Here is a 16,784-nt window from a genome sequence, read left to right on the forward strand (position 1 = left end):
GACTGACCCGCCGCGATCGGGAGCAAGCTCCCTCCCACAGGGATTTGCAGTGTTTGTTAGGTTAATCTGAGCCCCCTTGCCTCTGCCGAGCGTTCCATGCCCGATTTGCTCGACCAATACCCGCTGACCGCGGGCACTTATCACGAACTCCTGGATGACAGCGGCGCGGTGCGTGCCCATTGGCAGCGCCTGCTTGATCACCTGCAACGCAGTACGCCCGCGCAGTTGGCCCAGCGCCAGGCGCTGCTGACCCGGCAGATCCAGGAAAACGGCGTGACCTACAACGTCTACGCCGACCCCAAGGGCGCCGATCGCCCGTGGGAGCTGGACCTGCTGCCCCATGTACTGGCGGCTGATGAATGGCAGCACTTGTCGGCCGGTATCGCCCAGCGTGCACGCCTTCTCAATGCGGTGCTGGCCGATCTGTATGGCCCGCAACGCCTGATCAAGGAAGGCCTGCTGCCGGCCGAGCTGGTGTTCGGGCATAACAACTTCCTGTGGCCGTGCCAGGGCATCCAGCCGCCCGACGGTGCGTTCCTGCACCTATATGCCGTGGACTTGGCGCGAACCCCGGATGGCCGCTGGTGGGTCACCGCCGACCGTACGCAAGCACCATCGGGTGCCGGTTATGCGCTGGAAAACCGCACCATTGTGTCCCGCGCTTTCCCGGATCTGTACCGCGACTTGCAGGTGCAGCACCTTACGGGCTTCTTCCGTACGCTCCAGGAAACCCTGGCGCGCCAGGCGCCGAGTGACAGCCAGCCGCCGTTGATCGTGCTGCTCACCCCAGGCCGGTTCAACGAAAGCTATTTTGAACACTTGTACCTGGCGCGCCAGCTGGGCTATCCATTGGTGGAAGGCGGCGACCTCACGGTGCGCGACAGCACGGTGTTCCTCAAAACCCTCAGCGGCCTGCGCCGGGTACACGCGATCATGCGTCGTCTCGATGACGATTTCTGCGACCCGCTGGAGCTGCGCACCGACTCTGCCCTTGGTGTGCCCGGCCTGCTCGACGCCGTGCGTCAGGGCAATGTACTGGTGGCCAATGCCTTGGGCAGTGGTGTGCTGGAGTCGCCGGGTCTGCTTGGCTTCCTGCCGAAGATCAATGAATTTTTGTTCGGTGAAGAACTGATCCTGCCGTCCATCGCCACGTGGTGGTGCGGGGAGGCGCCCGTGCTGGCCGAAGCCTTGGAGAAGCTGCCCGAGCTGCTGATCAAGCCGGCGTTTCCATCGCAGAGTTTTGCCCCGGTCTTCGGTCGCGACCTGGACGACGAACAACGCCAGGCCCTGGCCGAACGCATGCGCGCGAGGCCTTATGCGTATGTCGCCCAGGAGCTCGCGCAACTGTCCCAGGCGCCGGTATGGCACACCGTGGATGACCACCTGCAACACCGCGCCATCGGCATGCGTGTGTATGCCGTCGCCAGCGAAGACGGCTACCGCGTGCTGCCGGGTGGCCTGACCCGCGTGGCTGCCGAGGCCGATGCCGAAGTGGTCTCGATGCAGCGCGGTGGCGCGAGCAAGGACACCTGGGTGCTCGGTGAGCGCGCTGCTGGTGGCGAACATTGGCGCGCCCAACGCGCCATTGGTGCCCATGACCTGGTTCGCCGCGATCCGTACCTGCCCTCGCGTGTGGTGGAAAACCTGTTCTGGTTCGGCCGCTATTGCGAGCGCTGCGATGACAGCGCGCGCTGGTTGCGTATCGTGTTGGCGCGCTATGTCGACGGCGACGATCCGCTGGCACTGCGGGCGGCGGTTGAGTTGGGTGAGAACCTGCACCTGCTGCCGGAGGAGGGCGAACTGCCCGAGCGTTTGCAGGCGGCCTTGCTCGGCGATGATTGGCCATCGAGCCTGCGCGCCAACCTGCAACGCTTGCAGTGGGCGGCGTCCCAGGTGCGCGGCAAGTTGTCCCGGGAAAACTGGCAGGCGCTGGTGGAGTTGCAGCGCGAAGCCCTGGAGCTGGAAAGCGAAAGCCCTGACTTTGGTGAGTTGCTGGATTTCCTCAACCGCCTGGTGATGTCCCTGGCGGCGCTGTCCGGGTTTGCCCTGGACGACATGACCCGCGACGAAGGTTGGCGTTTCTTGATGATGGGCCGGCGCATCGAGCGCCTGCAATTTCTCAGCAGCAGCCTGGCCGCGTTCCTGCGTGGCGTGGCGGTGTTCGATCAGGCGGGGCTGGAATGGTTGCTGGAACTGGGCAACAGCAGCATCACCTATCGCTCGCGCTACCTGGCGGTGCCGCAGCTGATCCCGGTGCTGGACTTGTTGCTGCTGGACGAGCAGAACCCCCATGCGGTGCTGTTCCAACTGAAACTGGTCAGCCGCACCTTGCGTCGCCTCAACGACGACTTCGGCGTACCCCGGGAAACCGGTCTGGCACCCTTGGTGGAGCGCCTCGCGCGGTTCGACCTGAGCTGCCTGGAGAACCCGCTGTTTGGCGAGCCCAGCGTGCGTGCCGCGCTGGATGGCCTGGCCGACCTGCTGCAAGCGGTGGCCGATGAGAGTGGGCAAGTGTCGGATCGCATGGCCTTGCGCCATTTTGCCCATGTAGATGATGTCAGCCAGCAAACGGTGTCGGTGTGATGAGTGCGCGCTATCAGATTTTCCACGATACCCATTACCACTACGACAGCCCGGTGTCCCTGGCCCAGCAGCTGGCGCACCTGTGGCCCCGGCCCTGCGCCTGGCAGCGTTGCAGCGCGCAGCAGTTGGACATCAGCCCGGAGCCGACGTCGCGGCGCGATGAGTTGGACGTGTTCGGCAACCCGATCACCCGCCTGGCCTTCGAGCGCCCCCACGATGAATTGCTGGTGAACGCCTCGCTGACCGTCGAAGTGCTGGCGCGGCCGGTGCTGGATTTCCAGGCGTCGCCGGCCTGGGACCAGACCCGCGACAGCTTGACCTACAGCAGCCAGCCGCTGTCCGGGGAGTTGATTGAAGCCTGCCGCTATCGCTTCGAATCGCCCTACGTGCATTTGAAAAAAACCTTCGTCGAGTTTTCCGAAAGCTGCTTTCCGCCGAGCCAGCCATTGCTACTGGGCGTGCAGGCGCTGATGGAAAAGATCTTCGATGAATTCACTTTCGATGCCGAAGCGACCCAGGTCGCCACGCCGCTGGTGGAAGTGCTGGAGCGCCGACGCGGCGTGTGCCAGGACTTCGCCCACCTGATGCTCGCCTGCCTGCGCTCACGGGGCCTGGCGGCGCGCTACATCAGCGGCTACCTGCTGACCCAGCCGCCACCCGGTCAGCCACGGCTGATCGGCGCCGATGCGTCCCACGCGTGGGTTTCGGTGTATTGCCCGGTTTCGGGCTGGGTGGATTTCGACCCGACCAACAATGTGCAGCCGGCACTGGAGCACATCACCCTGGCCTGGGGCCGGGATTTCTCCGATGTGTCGCCGTTGCGGGGGGTGATTCTGGGGGGAGGGAGCCATGACCCGGAAGTGCGGGTGACGGTGATGCCGCTGGAGTGATGGGCTGGCAGCAGTCGGGCCGCTTGCCGATACAGGCGTGTCTGGCAAGCGGGCCTGCTGTGGTATTAGCGGGCTTGTTGTAGCGTGTTGTGGCGAGCGGGCTTGCCCCGCGTTGGGCTGCGAAGCAGCCCCAATCAATCGGAATGCGGAGTATCAGGCACTCCTCTGCGGCTGGTTCTGGGGCTGCTGCGCAGCCCAACGCGGGGCAAGCCCGCTCGCCACAACAAGCCCGCACAGCAACGGAAATTATTCAGCCGGGTCTTTCGGCGTTTCAGTCTCGTCTGCTGCCACTTCGCTTTCCGCGTCCGGATTCAGTGCGCCCGCTTCTTCATCGACAGCGGCTTTCTTACGTTGCAGCTTTTCCTCTTTCTTCTGTTCCTTGGCCAAGTCTCTCTGACGTTTGGCGAAGGAGTAATTAGGTTTGGCCATGGGCGATCCTCTAGGGTCGAAGGTGAGGGTGGGCGGCGCGCAGCTGCCTTGGGTCGCTATGGTAGCAGCTTAGCGGCGCGCTTGGCCCTCACTTACCGCAGGCGTACGCGGCCAACAGGCCATTGAACAGTTGATTGAGATGCATGGCTGGCGCTCCATAAGGGGGATGGGGCGATCATAGGGCGCGTGTGACACTTTGGCTGGTTGATTGTGTCGATAGGTCTGATAGCCTAAAGTTGTATACAATTTGTTGATTCAGGTCATAAGCCTTTATGCCTGGTTCAGGCACCCTTGTCGCACTACGCGTTTTTTAAACCCTGCCTTGGAGATCCACATGTTTGCCAAACTCGTTGCTGTTTCCCTGCTGACTCTGGCCAGTGGCCAGTTGCTTGCTGCAGAGTGCAAGGTCACCGTCGACTCCACCGATCAGATGTCCTACAACACCAAGGAAATCACGATCGACAAGAGCTGCAAGACGTTCACCGTAGAGTTGACTCACTCCGGCAGCTTGCCGAAAAACGTCATGGGCCATAACTGGGTGCTGACCAGCGCCGCCGACACGCAGCCGGTCGCGGCCGATGGCATGGCCGCCGGCCTCGACAAAAACTACCTGAAAGAAGGCGACGAGCGTGTCATCGCCCACACCAAAGTCATTGGTGCTGGCGAGACAGATTCGGTGAGTTTCGATGTGTCCAAGCTGAAAGCGGGTACTGACTATGCGTTCTTCTGCTCGTTCCCAGGCCACATCTCGATGATGAAAGGCGCTGTGGTCGTCAAGTAAGATCGCGTTATCGTTCATCGGGGGCAAGCCCCCTCCCACATTAGACCTCACTCTCATGCTGGAACTCGGTCAAGTGTGGGAGGGGGCTTGCCCCCGATGGCTGCCTGACCCTCAATACAACGCTCTCTGGCTCACCTCACGGCGCAAACGGCATCACCCGCTTGTGCTCAGTCTTGCGGTACGTATCGCAGATAATCCTGAACGCCTCTTCCCGCACCGGCTCCCCGTGCAGGAACGCATCGATCTCGGCGTAAGTCACGCCATGTGACGCTTCGTCTGGCTTGCCTGGCGACAGGTCTTCCAGGTCCGCCGTCGGCACCTTCTCCACCAACGACTCCGGCGCCCCAAAGTGCCGTGCGATCGCGCGTACCTGGTTTTTCACCAGCCCGCTCAACGGTGCCAGGTCGCAGGCGCCATCGCCGAACTTGGTGAAAAAGCCCATCACCGCTTCCGCCGCATGGTCGGTGCCGATCACCAGGCCACCGGCCGCGCCGGCGATGGTGTACTGCGCCACCATGCGCATGCGCGCCTTGGTGTTGCCGAGCACGAAATCGCGGGACACCGCCGCCTTGCCTTCAAACGCCGCCACTTCATTGGCCAGGGATTTCACCGCCGGGCCGATGTTCACGGTGTGGCGTTCGTCCGGTTCGATAAAGTCCACCGCCGCCTGGGCGTCGATTTCATCGAACTGGGTTTCGTAGGGCAGGCGCACGGCGATAAAACGGTAGGCCTCGTCACCCGTGCTGGAACGCAGTTCCTGCATCGCACGCTGGGCCAACAGGCCAGCGGTCAGGGAGTCGACGCCACCGCTGATGCCCAGCACCAATGTCTTGAGCCCGGCATTGCGCAGGCAGTCCTGGATAAAGGCCACGCGTCGGGCGACCTCGGCCTCAAGGGCGGCCTGGTCTTTGAACGGCGCTTGGACCTTGAGCTGCTGTGCAATCTCACGCTGTACGGCTTGCATGATTCACTCCTTGCTGGAAAGGGCAGGTACTTTGAAAACGTGACGCAAATAGGCGACGAAATTCGGGTCGGTGCAGTGGGTCTTGCCCGCTTCATCGGAGATCTTCGCGACGGGCTGGCCATTGCACGCGGTCATTTTAAGCACGATGCTCATCGGTTCCACACCTGGAATATCGCAGGTCAGGTTGGTGCCGATACCGAAGCTGACATTAATGCGCCCCCGCAGCGCGCGGAATATCTCCAGGGCCTTGGGCAGCGACAGGCTGTCGGAAAACACCAGGGTCTTGCTCATCGGCTCGATGCCCAGCTTGTGGTAGTGGGCGATGGCTTTCTCTGCCCATTGCACCGGGTCGCCGGAGTCGTGGCGCAGGCCGTCGAACAGCTTGGCGAAGTACAAGTCGAAATCGCTGAGAAAAGCGTCAGTGGTGATGCAGTCGGTCAGCGCGATACCGAGCAGGCCACGGTATTCGCGGACCCAGCAGTCGAGGGCGGCAATCTGGCTGTCGATCAGGCGCGGGCCGAGTTGCTGGTGGGCCATGATCCATTCGTGGGCCATGGTGCCCAGCGGCTTCATATCGAACTCGCGCGCCAGGTGCACGTTGCTGGTGCCGACAAAACGGCCGGGGAAGTCATGCTTGAGCACGCTGACCACTTCTTCCTGCACGCGGTACGAGAAGCGTCGGCGCGTGCCGAAGTCGGCCACTTGCAGCTCGGACAGTTCGTCGCTGCTGGCGTTGGCGGTCAACCAGTCGAACTTGCGGTACAGCTGCTCGCGGGCCTGTTCGAGGATCACGGTCTGGTAACGGTAGCGGTTGCGCACTTCGCTGACGATGGCCAGCATCGGCACTTCAAACAGGATCACATGCAGCCACGGCCCGCGCAGGCGGATAAACAGCTCGCCGTTCTCGATACCGGTCTGCACATAACGCAGGTTGAAACGAAACAGCCCGAGGAAGCGCAAAAAATCCGGCTTCATAAAGCTGATGCGTTCCAGGAAACCCAGTTGGTCCGGGCTCAGGCTCAGCTCGGCGAGGCGCTCGATCTGGTAGCGGATCTCCGCCAGGTACGGGCGCAGGTCTTCGCTGTTACGGCAACGAAACTCCCATTCAACTTCCACATTGGGGTAGTTGTGCAGCACCGCCTGCATCATGGTCAGCTTGTAGAAGTCGGTGTCGAGCAAGTTCTGCACGATGCGATCGGCAAACACACTCTCGCTCATAACGGGAATCTCCAGACAGGTCGGCGATGGGCGACGACCTTTACGCACAATTAAGGAAGGGGGCTAGTGGCGCATAGACCTGTGGGGTTTTGCCAGTGATTTTTTCGGCCAGGCCACTGGCCTCATCGGGGGCAAGCCCCCTCCCACACTGGGAATGTGTTCCTGATGTGGGAGGGGGCTTGCCCCCGATAGCGCGATTTCAGGCACTAAATAACCTGCTCCATCATCCACTTTACAAACTCGCGCACCTTGGGCACTTCTGCCGAATGCTCGGGGTAGGCCAGGTAATACGCATCCTGGCTTGGCATCGCGTGCTGCCAAGGGATCACCAGCTTGCCCTCGGCCAGTTCCTCCTCCACCAGGAACCGCGGCAGTAGCGCCACGCCGCACCCCACCTGCGCCGCACGAATGCACATATAAAAGGTATCGAAGCGCGGCCCATGGTAGCTGTGCTCGGTGTGGAAGCCCTGGTCGGCAAACCAGTCATGCCAGCCTTGGGGCCGCGAGGCGTTTTGCAGCAGCACCAGGTTGCTCAGTTGCGTGGGGTCGGTGAACGGCTGCGCGGGCAGGCTCTCCGGGGCGCATACCGGGATCAGTTCTTCGCTGAACAGCTTCAGGCTCTCCGTGCCGGGGCGCGCGCCCTGGCCGAAGTAGAACGCCATGTCGGCCTTGCCTTGCAGCAGTTCATCCGGCGCCTGTTCGTTGCACAGGTCCAGGTGAATCTGTGGGTGACGCAGGCGCCAGCCCTTGAGGCGCGGTACCAGCCAGCGCGCGCCAAACGTGTAGGGCGTGGACACGCGTAACACTTCGGTCTCGCCGCCATAGGAGCGCAGGTAATGGGTGGACATCTCCACCTGGGTGAGGATCTTGCGCACTTCCACCAGATACAGGTCGCCCGCCGGGGTCATCTGCAGGCGACGGCGCACCCGGCGAAACAACAGGTGTTGCAGTAATTCTTCCAGCTGCGCGACCTGTTTGCTCACCGCGCTTTGCGTGAGGTTCAACTCCTCGGCGGCGCGAGTGAAGCTCAGGTGGCGGGTGGCGGCTTCGAAGCACTGCAGGGCAGTGATCGAGGGCAAATGTCTTTTGTTCAGCACGGCACGCCTCTTTTTATTCTTTGCATGAATAAACGGAATGATATCTCGCCTAATCGTCGTTTGTTGGCAAGTCTTGGGCCAGCTACAAATAAGGTCCGGATCGCCGTGTGGGCCGCGGCGCAATTTTTTTGTTGGTAGATTGAAGGAGTGACCCATGGTTGCTGCATTGCTTGATCGTCTCGGGGTAAACCCGGCGCTGTACCAGTCGGGTAAACAGCCCGTGCATTCGCCGATTGATGGCAGCCGTATCGGCAGCGTGCACTGGGAAGGTGCCGCCGAGGTGGAGCAACAGGTCAGTCGCGCCGAGCATGCATTCGAGGCCTGGCGCAAAGTGCCAGCGCCACGCCGTGGTGAGCTGGTACGCCAATTCGGCGACGTGTTGCGTGAATACAAGGCCGACCTGGGCGAGCTGGTGTCCTGGGAAGCTGGCAAGATCACCCAGGAAGGCTTGGGTGAAGTGCAGGAAATGATCGATATCTGCGACTTCGCCGTCGGCCTGTCGCGCCAGCTGTACGGTTTGACCATCGCCTCTGAGCGCCCCGGCCACCATATGCGTGAAACCTGGCACCCGTTGGGCGTGGTCGGCGTGATCAGTGCTTTCAACTTCCCGGTGGCCGTATGGGCGTGGAACACCACCCTGGCCCTGGTGTGCGGCAACGCCGTCATCTGGAAGCCTTCGGAAAAGACCCCACTCACTGCCCTGGCCTGCCAGGCGCTGTTCGAGCGCGTACTGAAGAACTTCAAGGATGCCCCGCAGTACCTGAGCCAAGTGGTCATCGGTGGTCGTGACGCCGGTGCCGCGCTGGTGGATGACCCGCGTGTCGCCCTGATCAGCGCCACCGGCAGCACGCGCATGGGCCGCGAAGTCGCGCCGAAAGTCGCCGCGCGTTTCGCCCGCAGCATCCTTGAACTGGGCGGTAACAACGCAATGATCCTCGGCCCGAGCGCCGACCTGGACATGGCCGTGCGCGCGATCCTGTTCAGCGCCGTCGGCACCGCCGGCCAGCGTTGCACCACCCTGCGCCGCCTGATTGCCCACGAGTCGGTCAAGGAAGAAATTGTCACCCGCCTCAAGGCGGCCTATTCCAAGGTGCGCATCGGCCACCCGCTGGAAGGCAACCTGATTGGCCCGCTGATCGACAAGCACGGCTTCGACAATATGCAGGACGCCTTGGAGCAAGCCCTGAGTGAAGGCGGCAAGGTGTTTGGCGGTAAGCGTCAGTTGGAAGACAAGTTCCCGAATGCCTACTACGTGTCGCCAGCGATCGTGGAAATGCCCGAGCAGAGCGACGTGGTGTGCACCGAGACCTTCGCACCGATTCTCTACGTGGTCGGCTACACCGACTTTGCCGAAGCCCTGCGCCTGAACAACGCGGTGCCGCAAGGCTTGTCGTCGTGCATCTTCACCACCGATGTGCGCGAAGCCGAGCAGTTCATGTCGGCAGTGGGCAGTGACTGCGGTATTGCCAACGTCAACATCGGCCCGAGCGGCGCCGAAATCGGCGGCGCGTTTGGCGGTGAGAAAGAGACCGGCGGCGGGCGCGAGTCGGGCTCGGATGCGTGGCGCGGTTACATGCGTCGCCAGACCAACACCGTGAACTACTCGCTGGAGTTGCCATTGGCCCAGGGCATTACCTTCGACTGATTTCTGTAGGAGCGAGCTTGCTCGCGAAGATCGTCAACGATCAGGCGGGCAACCTGAATGAGCGCGATGTCCTTGCGTTTTTCGCGAGCAAGCTCGCTCCTACAGTGATGGTGTTGAACAAGAAAAATTGTTTGTTAGGTCTCATCGGAGTCTGGCAATGGCACTGCGCGAAACATGTTTGTGGGAACACCTCACCCCCGGCCGGCCGGATCGCGCCGCGCTCAAGGGCGAGGTCAAGGTGGATGTGTGCGTGATCGGTGCCGGGATCACCGGTTTGTCCGCGGCCATTCACTTGTTGGAACAGGGTAAAAGCGTCGCCGTGCTGGAAGCCCATCGCACCGGTCATGGCGGTTCGGGGCGCAACGTCGGGTTGGTCAATGCCGGCCTGTGGATTCCCCCGGACGAGATCGAAGCCGGTTTCGGCGAGGCGGTGGGCAGCCAGCTCAATCGCATGCTGGGTGCGGCACCGTCCCTGGTGTTCAGCCTGGTCGACAAATACAACATCGATTGCCAATTACGCCGCGAAGGCACCTTGCACATGGCGCACAACGCCCGTGGCGAAGCGGATCTGCGCAGTCGTGAAGAACAATGGAAGCGCCGTGGCGCGCCGGTCGAGCTGCTCACCGGCCAGGCCTGCGAGCAGGCCACCGGCACCCAAAAAATCGCCGCAGCCTTGCTCGACCGGCGCGCGGGCACCTTGAACCCGATGGCTTACACCAGTGGTTTGGCGAATGCGGCGGTCGGGCTGGGCGGGCAATTGTTCGACCATTCCCCGGTGACCCAGCTGGAACGCCAGGGTTCGCACTGGTCGGTGCAGACGGCCAACGGTGCGGTGCAGGCTGCACAAGTCGTGATCGCCTCCAATGCCTACACCGAAGGCGAATGGACCGAGTTGCGGCGCAATTTCTTCCCCGGTTACTACTATCAGGTGGCTTCCGCCCCATTGACCGACGCCGCGGCCCAGCAAATCCTCCCCGGTGGCCAAGGTTCGTGGGACACACGCCAGGTCTTGAGCAGCATCCGCCGCGATGCCGATGGCCGCCTGTTGCTCGGCAGCCTGGGCAATGGCAGCCAGAAACCGACGTGGTTCCTCAAGGCGTGGGCCGATCGGGTGCAGCAGCATTACTTCCCGTACCTCAAATCGGTGCAATGGGAATACACCTGGACCGGTTGCATCGCGTTCACGCCCGATCACCTGATGCGCCTGTTCGAACCTGCCCCCGGCCTGGTCGCGGTAACGGGCTACAACGGGCGTGGCGTGACCACCGGCAGCGTGGTGGGCAAGGCATTCGCCGACTATTTGTGTCACCAGAATCCCCAGGCCCTGCCGATTCCGTTTACGCCAATGCAACCACTGGCCGCGGTGGGCCTGCGCAGCTGCCTTTATGAGGCCGGATTCTCGCTGTATCACGCAGGGCAATGCTTGAGGATCGTGATCTGATCAGCGAGATACCGCTCAGAAGCCTGCATTTTCTGAGTAGGCTACTAATCTGTATTGGTGCAAGTCGTAGCAGTCGCGCACTGTAAATGTGCAGTTCCGTTACGCAGTCGGTTACAGCTGTAGGAACTGTCGTTTATCGCTTTGGTTGCAGGTGCGACCCGCCAGGGTTGTACTTTTTTGGCTGCAGGGTTGCACCTCTTGATGCTAGAGGGTTGCACGTCCTGGCGAGCGGAGTCGAAACATCTGAAATAACAATGACACCGTGTCTTTTTGAAGAATAAAAACGTAATGGCACGAGGCTTGCTCAGGGCTTTCAGTGAAAGGTTTGAACGCAAGTTGTCGTGCCAAAAATCAAAAATATCGGAGCACCACTCATGTCCCAGACGTTTTACAAGAAAGGTTTTCTGGCCCTCGCCGTTGCAGCGGCACTGGGTGTTTCTACGTTTGTTCAAGCTGATGTGAAGATCGGCGTAGCGGGGCCCATGACCGGCGCCAACGCGTCGTTCGGTGAGCAGTACATGAAAGGTGCCCAGGCGGCAGCCGAGGTGATCAACAAGGCCGGCGGTATCAACGGCGAGAAGGTCGTGCTGGTTGCCGGTGACGATGCGTGTGAGCCGAAGCAGGCTGTGGCCGTGGCCAACCGCCTGGCGGACCAGGACAAAGTGATTGGCGTGGTCGGGCACTTCTGCTCGTCGAACACCATCCCGGCCTCCGAGGTTTACGACGAAGCGGGCATCATCGCGATCACCCCTGGCTCTACCAACCCACAAGTGACCGAACGCGGCCTGGGCGCCATGTTCCGTATGTGCGGCCGTGACGACCAGCAAGGCATCGTCGCCGGCGATTACATCGTCGACGTGCTCAAGGGCAAGAAAGTCGCGGTCATCAACGACAAGGACACCTACGGCAAAGGCCTGGCCGACGCCACCTCCGCCCAGTTGACCAAGCGCGGCGTCAAGCCGGTGCTGGAAGAGGGCCTGACCCGTGGCGAGAAAGACTTCAGCGCCCTGGTCACCAAAATCCGCTCCCTGGGCGCCGACGTCGTGTACTTCGGTGGCCTGCACCCGGAAGCCGGTCCGCTGGTCCGCCAGATTCGTGAAGCGGGCCTCAAAGACGTCAAGTTCATGTCCGATGACGGCGTGGTGACCGATGAACTGGTGGCCACCGCTGGCGGCGCGCAATACGTCGATGGCGTGTACATGACCTTTGGTGCCGACCCGCGCCTGCTGCCAGACAGCAAGGCCGTCGTGGAAGAGTTCCGCAAGGCCGGCTACGAGCCAGAAGGCTACACCCTGTACGCCTACGCCTCGCTGCAGGCCCTGGCCGCCGGTTTCAACGGCGCCAAGTCCAACAAGGGTGAAGACGCCGCCAAATGGCTGAAAGCGCACCCGGTCAAAACCGTGATGGGCGAGAAGACCTGGGACGCGAAGGGCGACTTGAAAGTCTCCGACTACGTGGTTTACCAGTGGGATAAAGACGGCAAATACCACCAGCTGGAAAAGCAGAAGTAAGGCATAGCGCCGACGTCTGAATGTGGGAGGGGGCTTGCCCCCGATGACGGTGTGTCAGCCCCCCGATGTACAGCTGACGCTCCGCAATCGGGGGCAAGCCCCCTCCCACAGGGGGACCGTGTTCTGATCGAGATCTGTCTTTTCCTCCAGAAGGACCGCGCACCCACCGGTGCGCAGGTTCTCACCGCGTGAGATTGCGTTATGGATGGTATTTTCCTGCAGCAACTGGTCAACGGCCTGACCCTCGGGTCGGTCTATGGCCTGATCGCCATCGGCTACACAATGGTCTATGGCATCATTGGCATGATCAACTTCGCCCATGGCGAGGTTTATATGATTTCCGCTTACCTCGCGGCGATCAGTCTGGCACTGCTGGCTTACTTCGGCATCGAATCCTTCCCACTGCTCATTCTCGGCACCCTGATCTTCACCGTGGTCGTCACTGGCGTTTACGGTTGGGTCATTGAACGTGTCGCCTACAAACCGCTGCGCAACTCCACCCGACTGGCACCGCTGATCAGCGCCATCGGGATCTCCCTGATCCTGCAGAACTACGCGCAGATCGCCCAGGGTGCGAAACAACAAGGCATTCCAACCCTGCTGGCCGGCGCCTGGCGCGTCGACATCGGCAGTGGGTTCGTCCAGCTCACGTACACCAAGATCTTCATCCTCGTGGCGGCGTTTGCCGGCATGGCGTTGCTCACCTACATCATCAAGTACACCAAGCTCGGCCGCATGTGCCGCGCCACCCAGCAAGACCGCAAGATGGCCTCGATCCTGGGGATCAACACCGACCGCGTGATCTCCTACGTGTTTATCATCGGTGCCGCCATGGCGGCCCTGGCCGGCGTGCTGATCACCCTCAACTACGGCACGTTCGACTTCTACGCCGGCTTCATCATCGGCATCAAGGCGTTTACCGCAGCGGTACTCGGCGGCATCGGTTCCCTGCCTGGGGCCATGCTCGGCGGGATCATCCTGGGTATTTCCGAGTCGTTGTTCTCGGGGTTGATCAACTCTGACTACAAAGACGTGTTCAGTTTCTCCCTGTTGGTGGTGATTCTGATTTTCCGTCCTCAGGGCCTGCTTGGTCGCCCACTCGTGGCGAAGGTGTAAACATGTCTGCTGCCAAACCTATCGATATCAAGAAAAGTGTGGTCGATACGATCCTTGCCGGGCTTATTTCGCTGATCGTATTCGGTCCGATCGTCGGCGTGGTCCTCGACGGCTACAGCTTCAACCTGGAACCTGCGCGCGTGGCCACCTTGGTCGCCATCGTGATGGCCGGCCGCTTTGCCCTCAGCCTGTTCCTGCAAACCCCCAAGGGCCTGAAGATTCTGCAAGGCTTCGAAAGCAGTGGCTCCGGCGTGCACGTACTGCCACCGGACTACAAGTCGCGGCTGCGCTGGATCATCCCGGTGTTGATCGTGATCGCCATCGTGTTCCCGATCTTCGCCAACAAATACCTGCTGACCGTGGTGATCCTCGGGTTGATCTACGTGTTGCTGGGCCTGGGCCTGAACATCGTGGTCGGCCTGGCCGGCTTGCTCGACCTGGGTTACGTGGCGTTCTACGCCATCGGTGCCTACGGCCTGGCGCTGGGCTACCAGTACCTCGGCCTGGGCTTCTGGACGGTGCTGCCCCTGGCAGCCATCTGTGCGGCGCTGGCGGGGTGCATACTCGGATTCCCGGTGTTGCGAATGCACGGTGACTACCTGGCCATCGTGACCCTGGGCTTTGGTGAAATCATTCGGTTGGTGCTGAACAACTGGCTGTCATTTACCGGCGGCCCGAACGGTATGCCGGTGCCTTCGCCAACCTTCCTCGGCCTGGAGTTCGGGCGCAAGGCGAAGGATGGCGGGATTCCGTTCCATGAGTTCTTCGGCATCGATTACAACCCCAACATCAAGTTCATGTTCATCTACATCGTGCTGTTCCTGGTGGTGCTGGCTGTGCTGTACATCAAGCACCGCCTGACCCGCATGCCTGTAGGCCGTGCCTGGGAGGCCTTGCGCGAAGATGAGATCGCCTGCCGTTCCATGGGCCTGAACCATGTATTGGTCAAGCTCTCGGCGTTCACCATTGGCGCTTCCACTGCCGGCCTGGCCGGGGTGTTCTTTGCCAGCTACCAGGGCTTCGTCAACCCGTCGTCGTTCACCTTCTTCGAGTCGGCGCTGATCCTGGCCATCGTCGTACTGGGCGGCATGGGCTCGACGGTTGGCGTGGTGATTGCGGCATTTGTATTGACCGTCGCCCCGGAACTGCTGCGCAGCTTCTCCGAATACCGCGTGCTGCTGTTTGGCGTGTTGATGGTGGTGATGATGATCTGGCGACCGCGTGGGCTGATCCGCATCAGCCGTACCGGCGTGACCCCACGTAAAGGAGTGGCGCCATGAGCAAGGAAATCGTCCTCAGCGTGGAACACCTGATGATGCACTTCGGTGGCATCAAGGCCTTGAGCGATGTGAGCCTCAAGGTCGAACGCAACTCGATCTTCGCCCTGATCGGCCCCAACGGCGCGGGCAAGACCACCGTGTTCAACTGCCTCACCGGCTTCTACAAAGCCAGCGGTGGCAAGATCGAGCTCAACGTACGCGGCAAGCAGACCAACGTGATCCAGTTGCTCGGCGAGCGCTTCAAGGCCGTCGACTTCGTCTCGCCGAAAAGCTTCTTCAGCCGGGTGTTCTACAAGATGTTCGGCGGTACTCACCTGGTCAACCGTGCCGGCCTGGCCCGCACGTTCCAGAACATCCGCCTGTTCAAGGAAATGTCGGTGCTGGAAAACCTGCTGGTGGCCCAGCACATGTGGGTCAACCGCAACATGCTGGCGGGCATCCTCAACACGAAGGGCTACCGCAAGGCCGAAAGCGATGCACTCGACCACGCGTTCTACTGGCTCGAAGTAGTCGACCTGGTGGACTGCGCCAACCGCCTCGCCGGCGAACTTTCCTATGGCCAGCAACGCCGTCTGGAAATCGCCCGCGCCATGTGCACGCGACCGCAGATCATCTGCCTCGACGAGCCCGCGGCGGGCCTCAACCCCCAGGAAACCGAAGCCCTCAGCGCGATGATTCGCCTGCTGCGCGACGAACACGACCTCACGGTGGTGCTGATCGAACACGACATGGGCATGGTGATGAGTATTTCCGACCACATCGTGGTGCTCGACCACGGCAACGTGATCGCCGAAGGTGGGCCGGAAGCGATCCGCAACGACCCGAAAGTGATTGCCGCCTACCTGGGTGCTGACGAAGAGGAGCTGGTATGAGTGCGCCTATCCTCGAAATGAAGGACCTGGATGTGTTCTACGGCCCGATCCAGGCCCTGAAGAAAGTCTCGCTGCACATCAACGAAGGCGAGACCGTCAGCCTGATCGGCTCCAATGGCGCGGGTAAATCCACGCTGCTGATGTCGATCTTCGGCCAGCCACGGGCGGAGTCGGGGCAGATTCTCTATAACGGTGTCGACATTACCCACAAGTCGTCCCACTACATCGCCTCCAACGGCATTGCGCAGTCGCCGGAAGGGCGGCGGGTGTTCCCCGACATGACCGTCGAGGAAAACCTGCTGATGGGCACCATCCCTATCGGTGACAAGTTCGCCCAGGAAGATATGCAGCGCATGTTCGAGCTGTTCCCGCGGCTCAAGGAGCGGCGTAACCAGAGGGCCATGACCATGTCCGGTGGCGAGCAGCAAATGCTCGCCATTGCCCGCGCGCTGATGAGCCGTCCCAAGTTGCTGTTGCTGGATGAACCGAGCCTGGGCCTGGCGCCGATTGTGGTGAAGCAGATCTTTTCCACCCTGCGCGAACTGGCCTCCACCGGGATGACCATCTTCCTGGTGGAGCAGAACGCCAACCATGCACTGCGTTTGTCGGACCGGGCGTACGTGATGGTGAACGGCGAGATTCGCCTCACAGGCACCGGCAAGGAGCTGCTGGTGAATGAGGAAGTGCGCAACGCCTACCTCGGCGGCCACTGATCCAAATAACAATGCAGTCCCCCTGTGGGAGGGGGCAGCCCCCGATGGCGGTGTATCAGCCGGCACATCTGATACTGACCCACCGCTATCGGGGCAAGCCTCCTCCCACATTTGGTTTTATGGTGCCCACAAGGGCGATCCCAAATTGTGGAAAACAAATCCAGCCTCCCTCCAAAGCGCGACATATAGCCGCCGCAAATCCCTGTTTTGTCACAGTTTTGACTTGTCCCCATCCACTGTGGAA

Annotated in this window: 14 protein-coding genes; 10 read left to right on the forward strand and 4 right to left on the reverse strand. The window is 61.4% G+C overall.

Annotation, left to right across the window (positions count from 1 at the left end; genetic code table 11):
• Positions 1-96 precede the first annotated feature (96 nt).
• Positions 97-2,583, forward strand: a complete 2,487-nt coding sequence (locus ACODSV_RS25840; RefSeq protein WP_150054979.1) for a circularly permuted type 2 ATP-grasp protein — start codon at positions 97-99, stop codon at positions 2,581-2,583.
• The gene (locus ACODSV_RS25845; RefSeq protein WP_150095285.1) at positions 2,583-3,473 is read left to right on the forward strand and encodes a transglutaminase family protein; all 891 of its coding nucleotides are present in this window, start codon (positions 2,583-2,585) and stop codon (positions 3,471-3,473) included. Before ACODSV_RS25840 ends, ACODSV_RS25845 begins: the two co-directional genes overlap by 1 nt.
• A gap of 246 nt (positions 3,474-3,719) precedes the next feature.
• On the opposite strand, the gene ACODSV_RS25850 is transcribed toward ACODSV_RS25845, so the two are convergent.
• Positions 3,720-3,902 (reverse strand): hypothetical protein, encoded by a 183-nt coding sequence (locus ACODSV_RS25850; protein ID WP_024073099.1) that lies wholly within the window; start codon positions 3,900-3,902, stop codon positions 3,720-3,722.
• 334 nt (positions 3,903-4,236) lie between these two features.
• On the opposite strand from ACODSV_RS25850, the gene azu reads away from it, so the two are divergent.
• Positions 4,237-4,683, forward strand: a complete 447-nt coding sequence (gene azu, locus ACODSV_RS25855) for an azurin (RefSeq protein WP_150056454.1) — start codon at positions 4,237-4,239, stop codon at positions 4,681-4,683.
• 136 nt (positions 4,684-4,819) lie between these two features.
• On the opposite strand, the gene nadE is transcribed toward azu, so the two are convergent.
• The 3 genes from nadE to ACODSV_RS25870 form a co-directional block, all read right to left on the reverse strand.
• Entirely contained in the window at positions 4,820-5,647 is an 828-nt protein-coding gene (gene nadE, locus ACODSV_RS25860; protein WP_024073103.1) for an NAD(+) synthase, read from the reverse strand.
• 3 nt (positions 5,648-5,650) lie between these two features.
• A complete protein-coding gene (gene pncB / locus ACODSV_RS25865; RefSeq protein ID WP_024073104.1) occupies positions 5,651-6,865 on the reverse strand; it encodes a nicotinate phosphoribosyltransferase in 1,215 nt (404 codons plus the stop codon).
• A 206-nt stretch (positions 6,866-7,071) separates the two neighbouring features.
• On the reverse strand, positions 7,072-7,962 hold the full coding sequence (locus tag ACODSV_RS25870) for a LysR family transcriptional regulator (protein ID WP_024073105.1): 891 nt from the start codon (positions 7,960-7,962) through the stop codon (positions 7,072-7,074).
• Positions 7,963-8,116: 154 nt separating this feature from the next.
• Here ACODSV_RS25870 and amaB point away from each other — a divergent pair, with 154 nt between their 5' ends.
• From amaB to ACODSV_RS25905, 7 genes are all read left to right on the forward strand, one after another.
• Positions 8,117-9,607: an L-piperidine-6-carboxylate dehydrogenase gene (gene amaB / locus ACODSV_RS25875; protein ID WP_150053762.1), complete on the forward strand. Its 1,491-nt coding sequence runs from the start codon at positions 8,117-8,119 to the stop codon at positions 9,605-9,607.
• Between the two features lie 157 nt (positions 9,608-9,764).
• Positions 9,765-11,048, forward strand: a complete 1,284-nt coding sequence (gene amaA / locus ACODSV_RS25880; protein WP_024073107.1) for an L-pipecolate oxidase — start codon at positions 9,765-9,767, stop codon at positions 11,046-11,048.
• Between the two features lie 374 nt (positions 11,049-11,422).
• Complete coding sequence (locus ACODSV_RS25885; protein WP_024073108.1) at positions 11,423-12,559, forward strand: branched-chain amino acid ABC transporter substrate-binding protein; 1,137 nt, start codon at positions 11,423-11,425, stop codon at positions 12,557-12,559.
• A 201-nt stretch (positions 12,560-12,760) separates the two neighbouring features.
• Complete coding sequence (locus tag ACODSV_RS25890) at positions 12,761-13,675, forward strand: ABC transporter permease subunit (protein WP_024073109.1); 915 nt, start codon at positions 12,761-12,763, stop codon at positions 13,673-13,675.
• Between the two features lie 2 nt (positions 13,676-13,677).
• A complete protein-coding gene (livM, locus tag ACODSV_RS25895) occupies positions 13,678-14,955 on the forward strand; it encodes a high-affinity branched-chain amino acid ABC transporter permease LivM (RefSeq protein WP_024073110.1) in 1,278 nt (425 codons plus the stop codon).
• Entirely contained in the window at positions 14,952-15,827 is an 876-nt protein-coding gene (locus tag ACODSV_RS25900; protein WP_024073111.1) for an ABC transporter ATP-binding protein, read from the forward strand. Before livM ends, ACODSV_RS25900 begins: the two co-directional genes overlap by 4 nt.
• Entirely contained in the window at positions 15,824-16,540 is a 717-nt protein-coding gene (locus ACODSV_RS25905) for an ABC transporter ATP-binding protein (protein ID WP_024073112.1), read from the forward strand. Before ACODSV_RS25900 ends, ACODSV_RS25905 begins: the two co-directional genes overlap by 4 nt.
• The last annotated feature ends 244 nt before the right edge of the window (positions 16,541-16,784 follow it).

Source organism: Pseudomonas sp. FG86 (genome assembly GCF_057808775.1).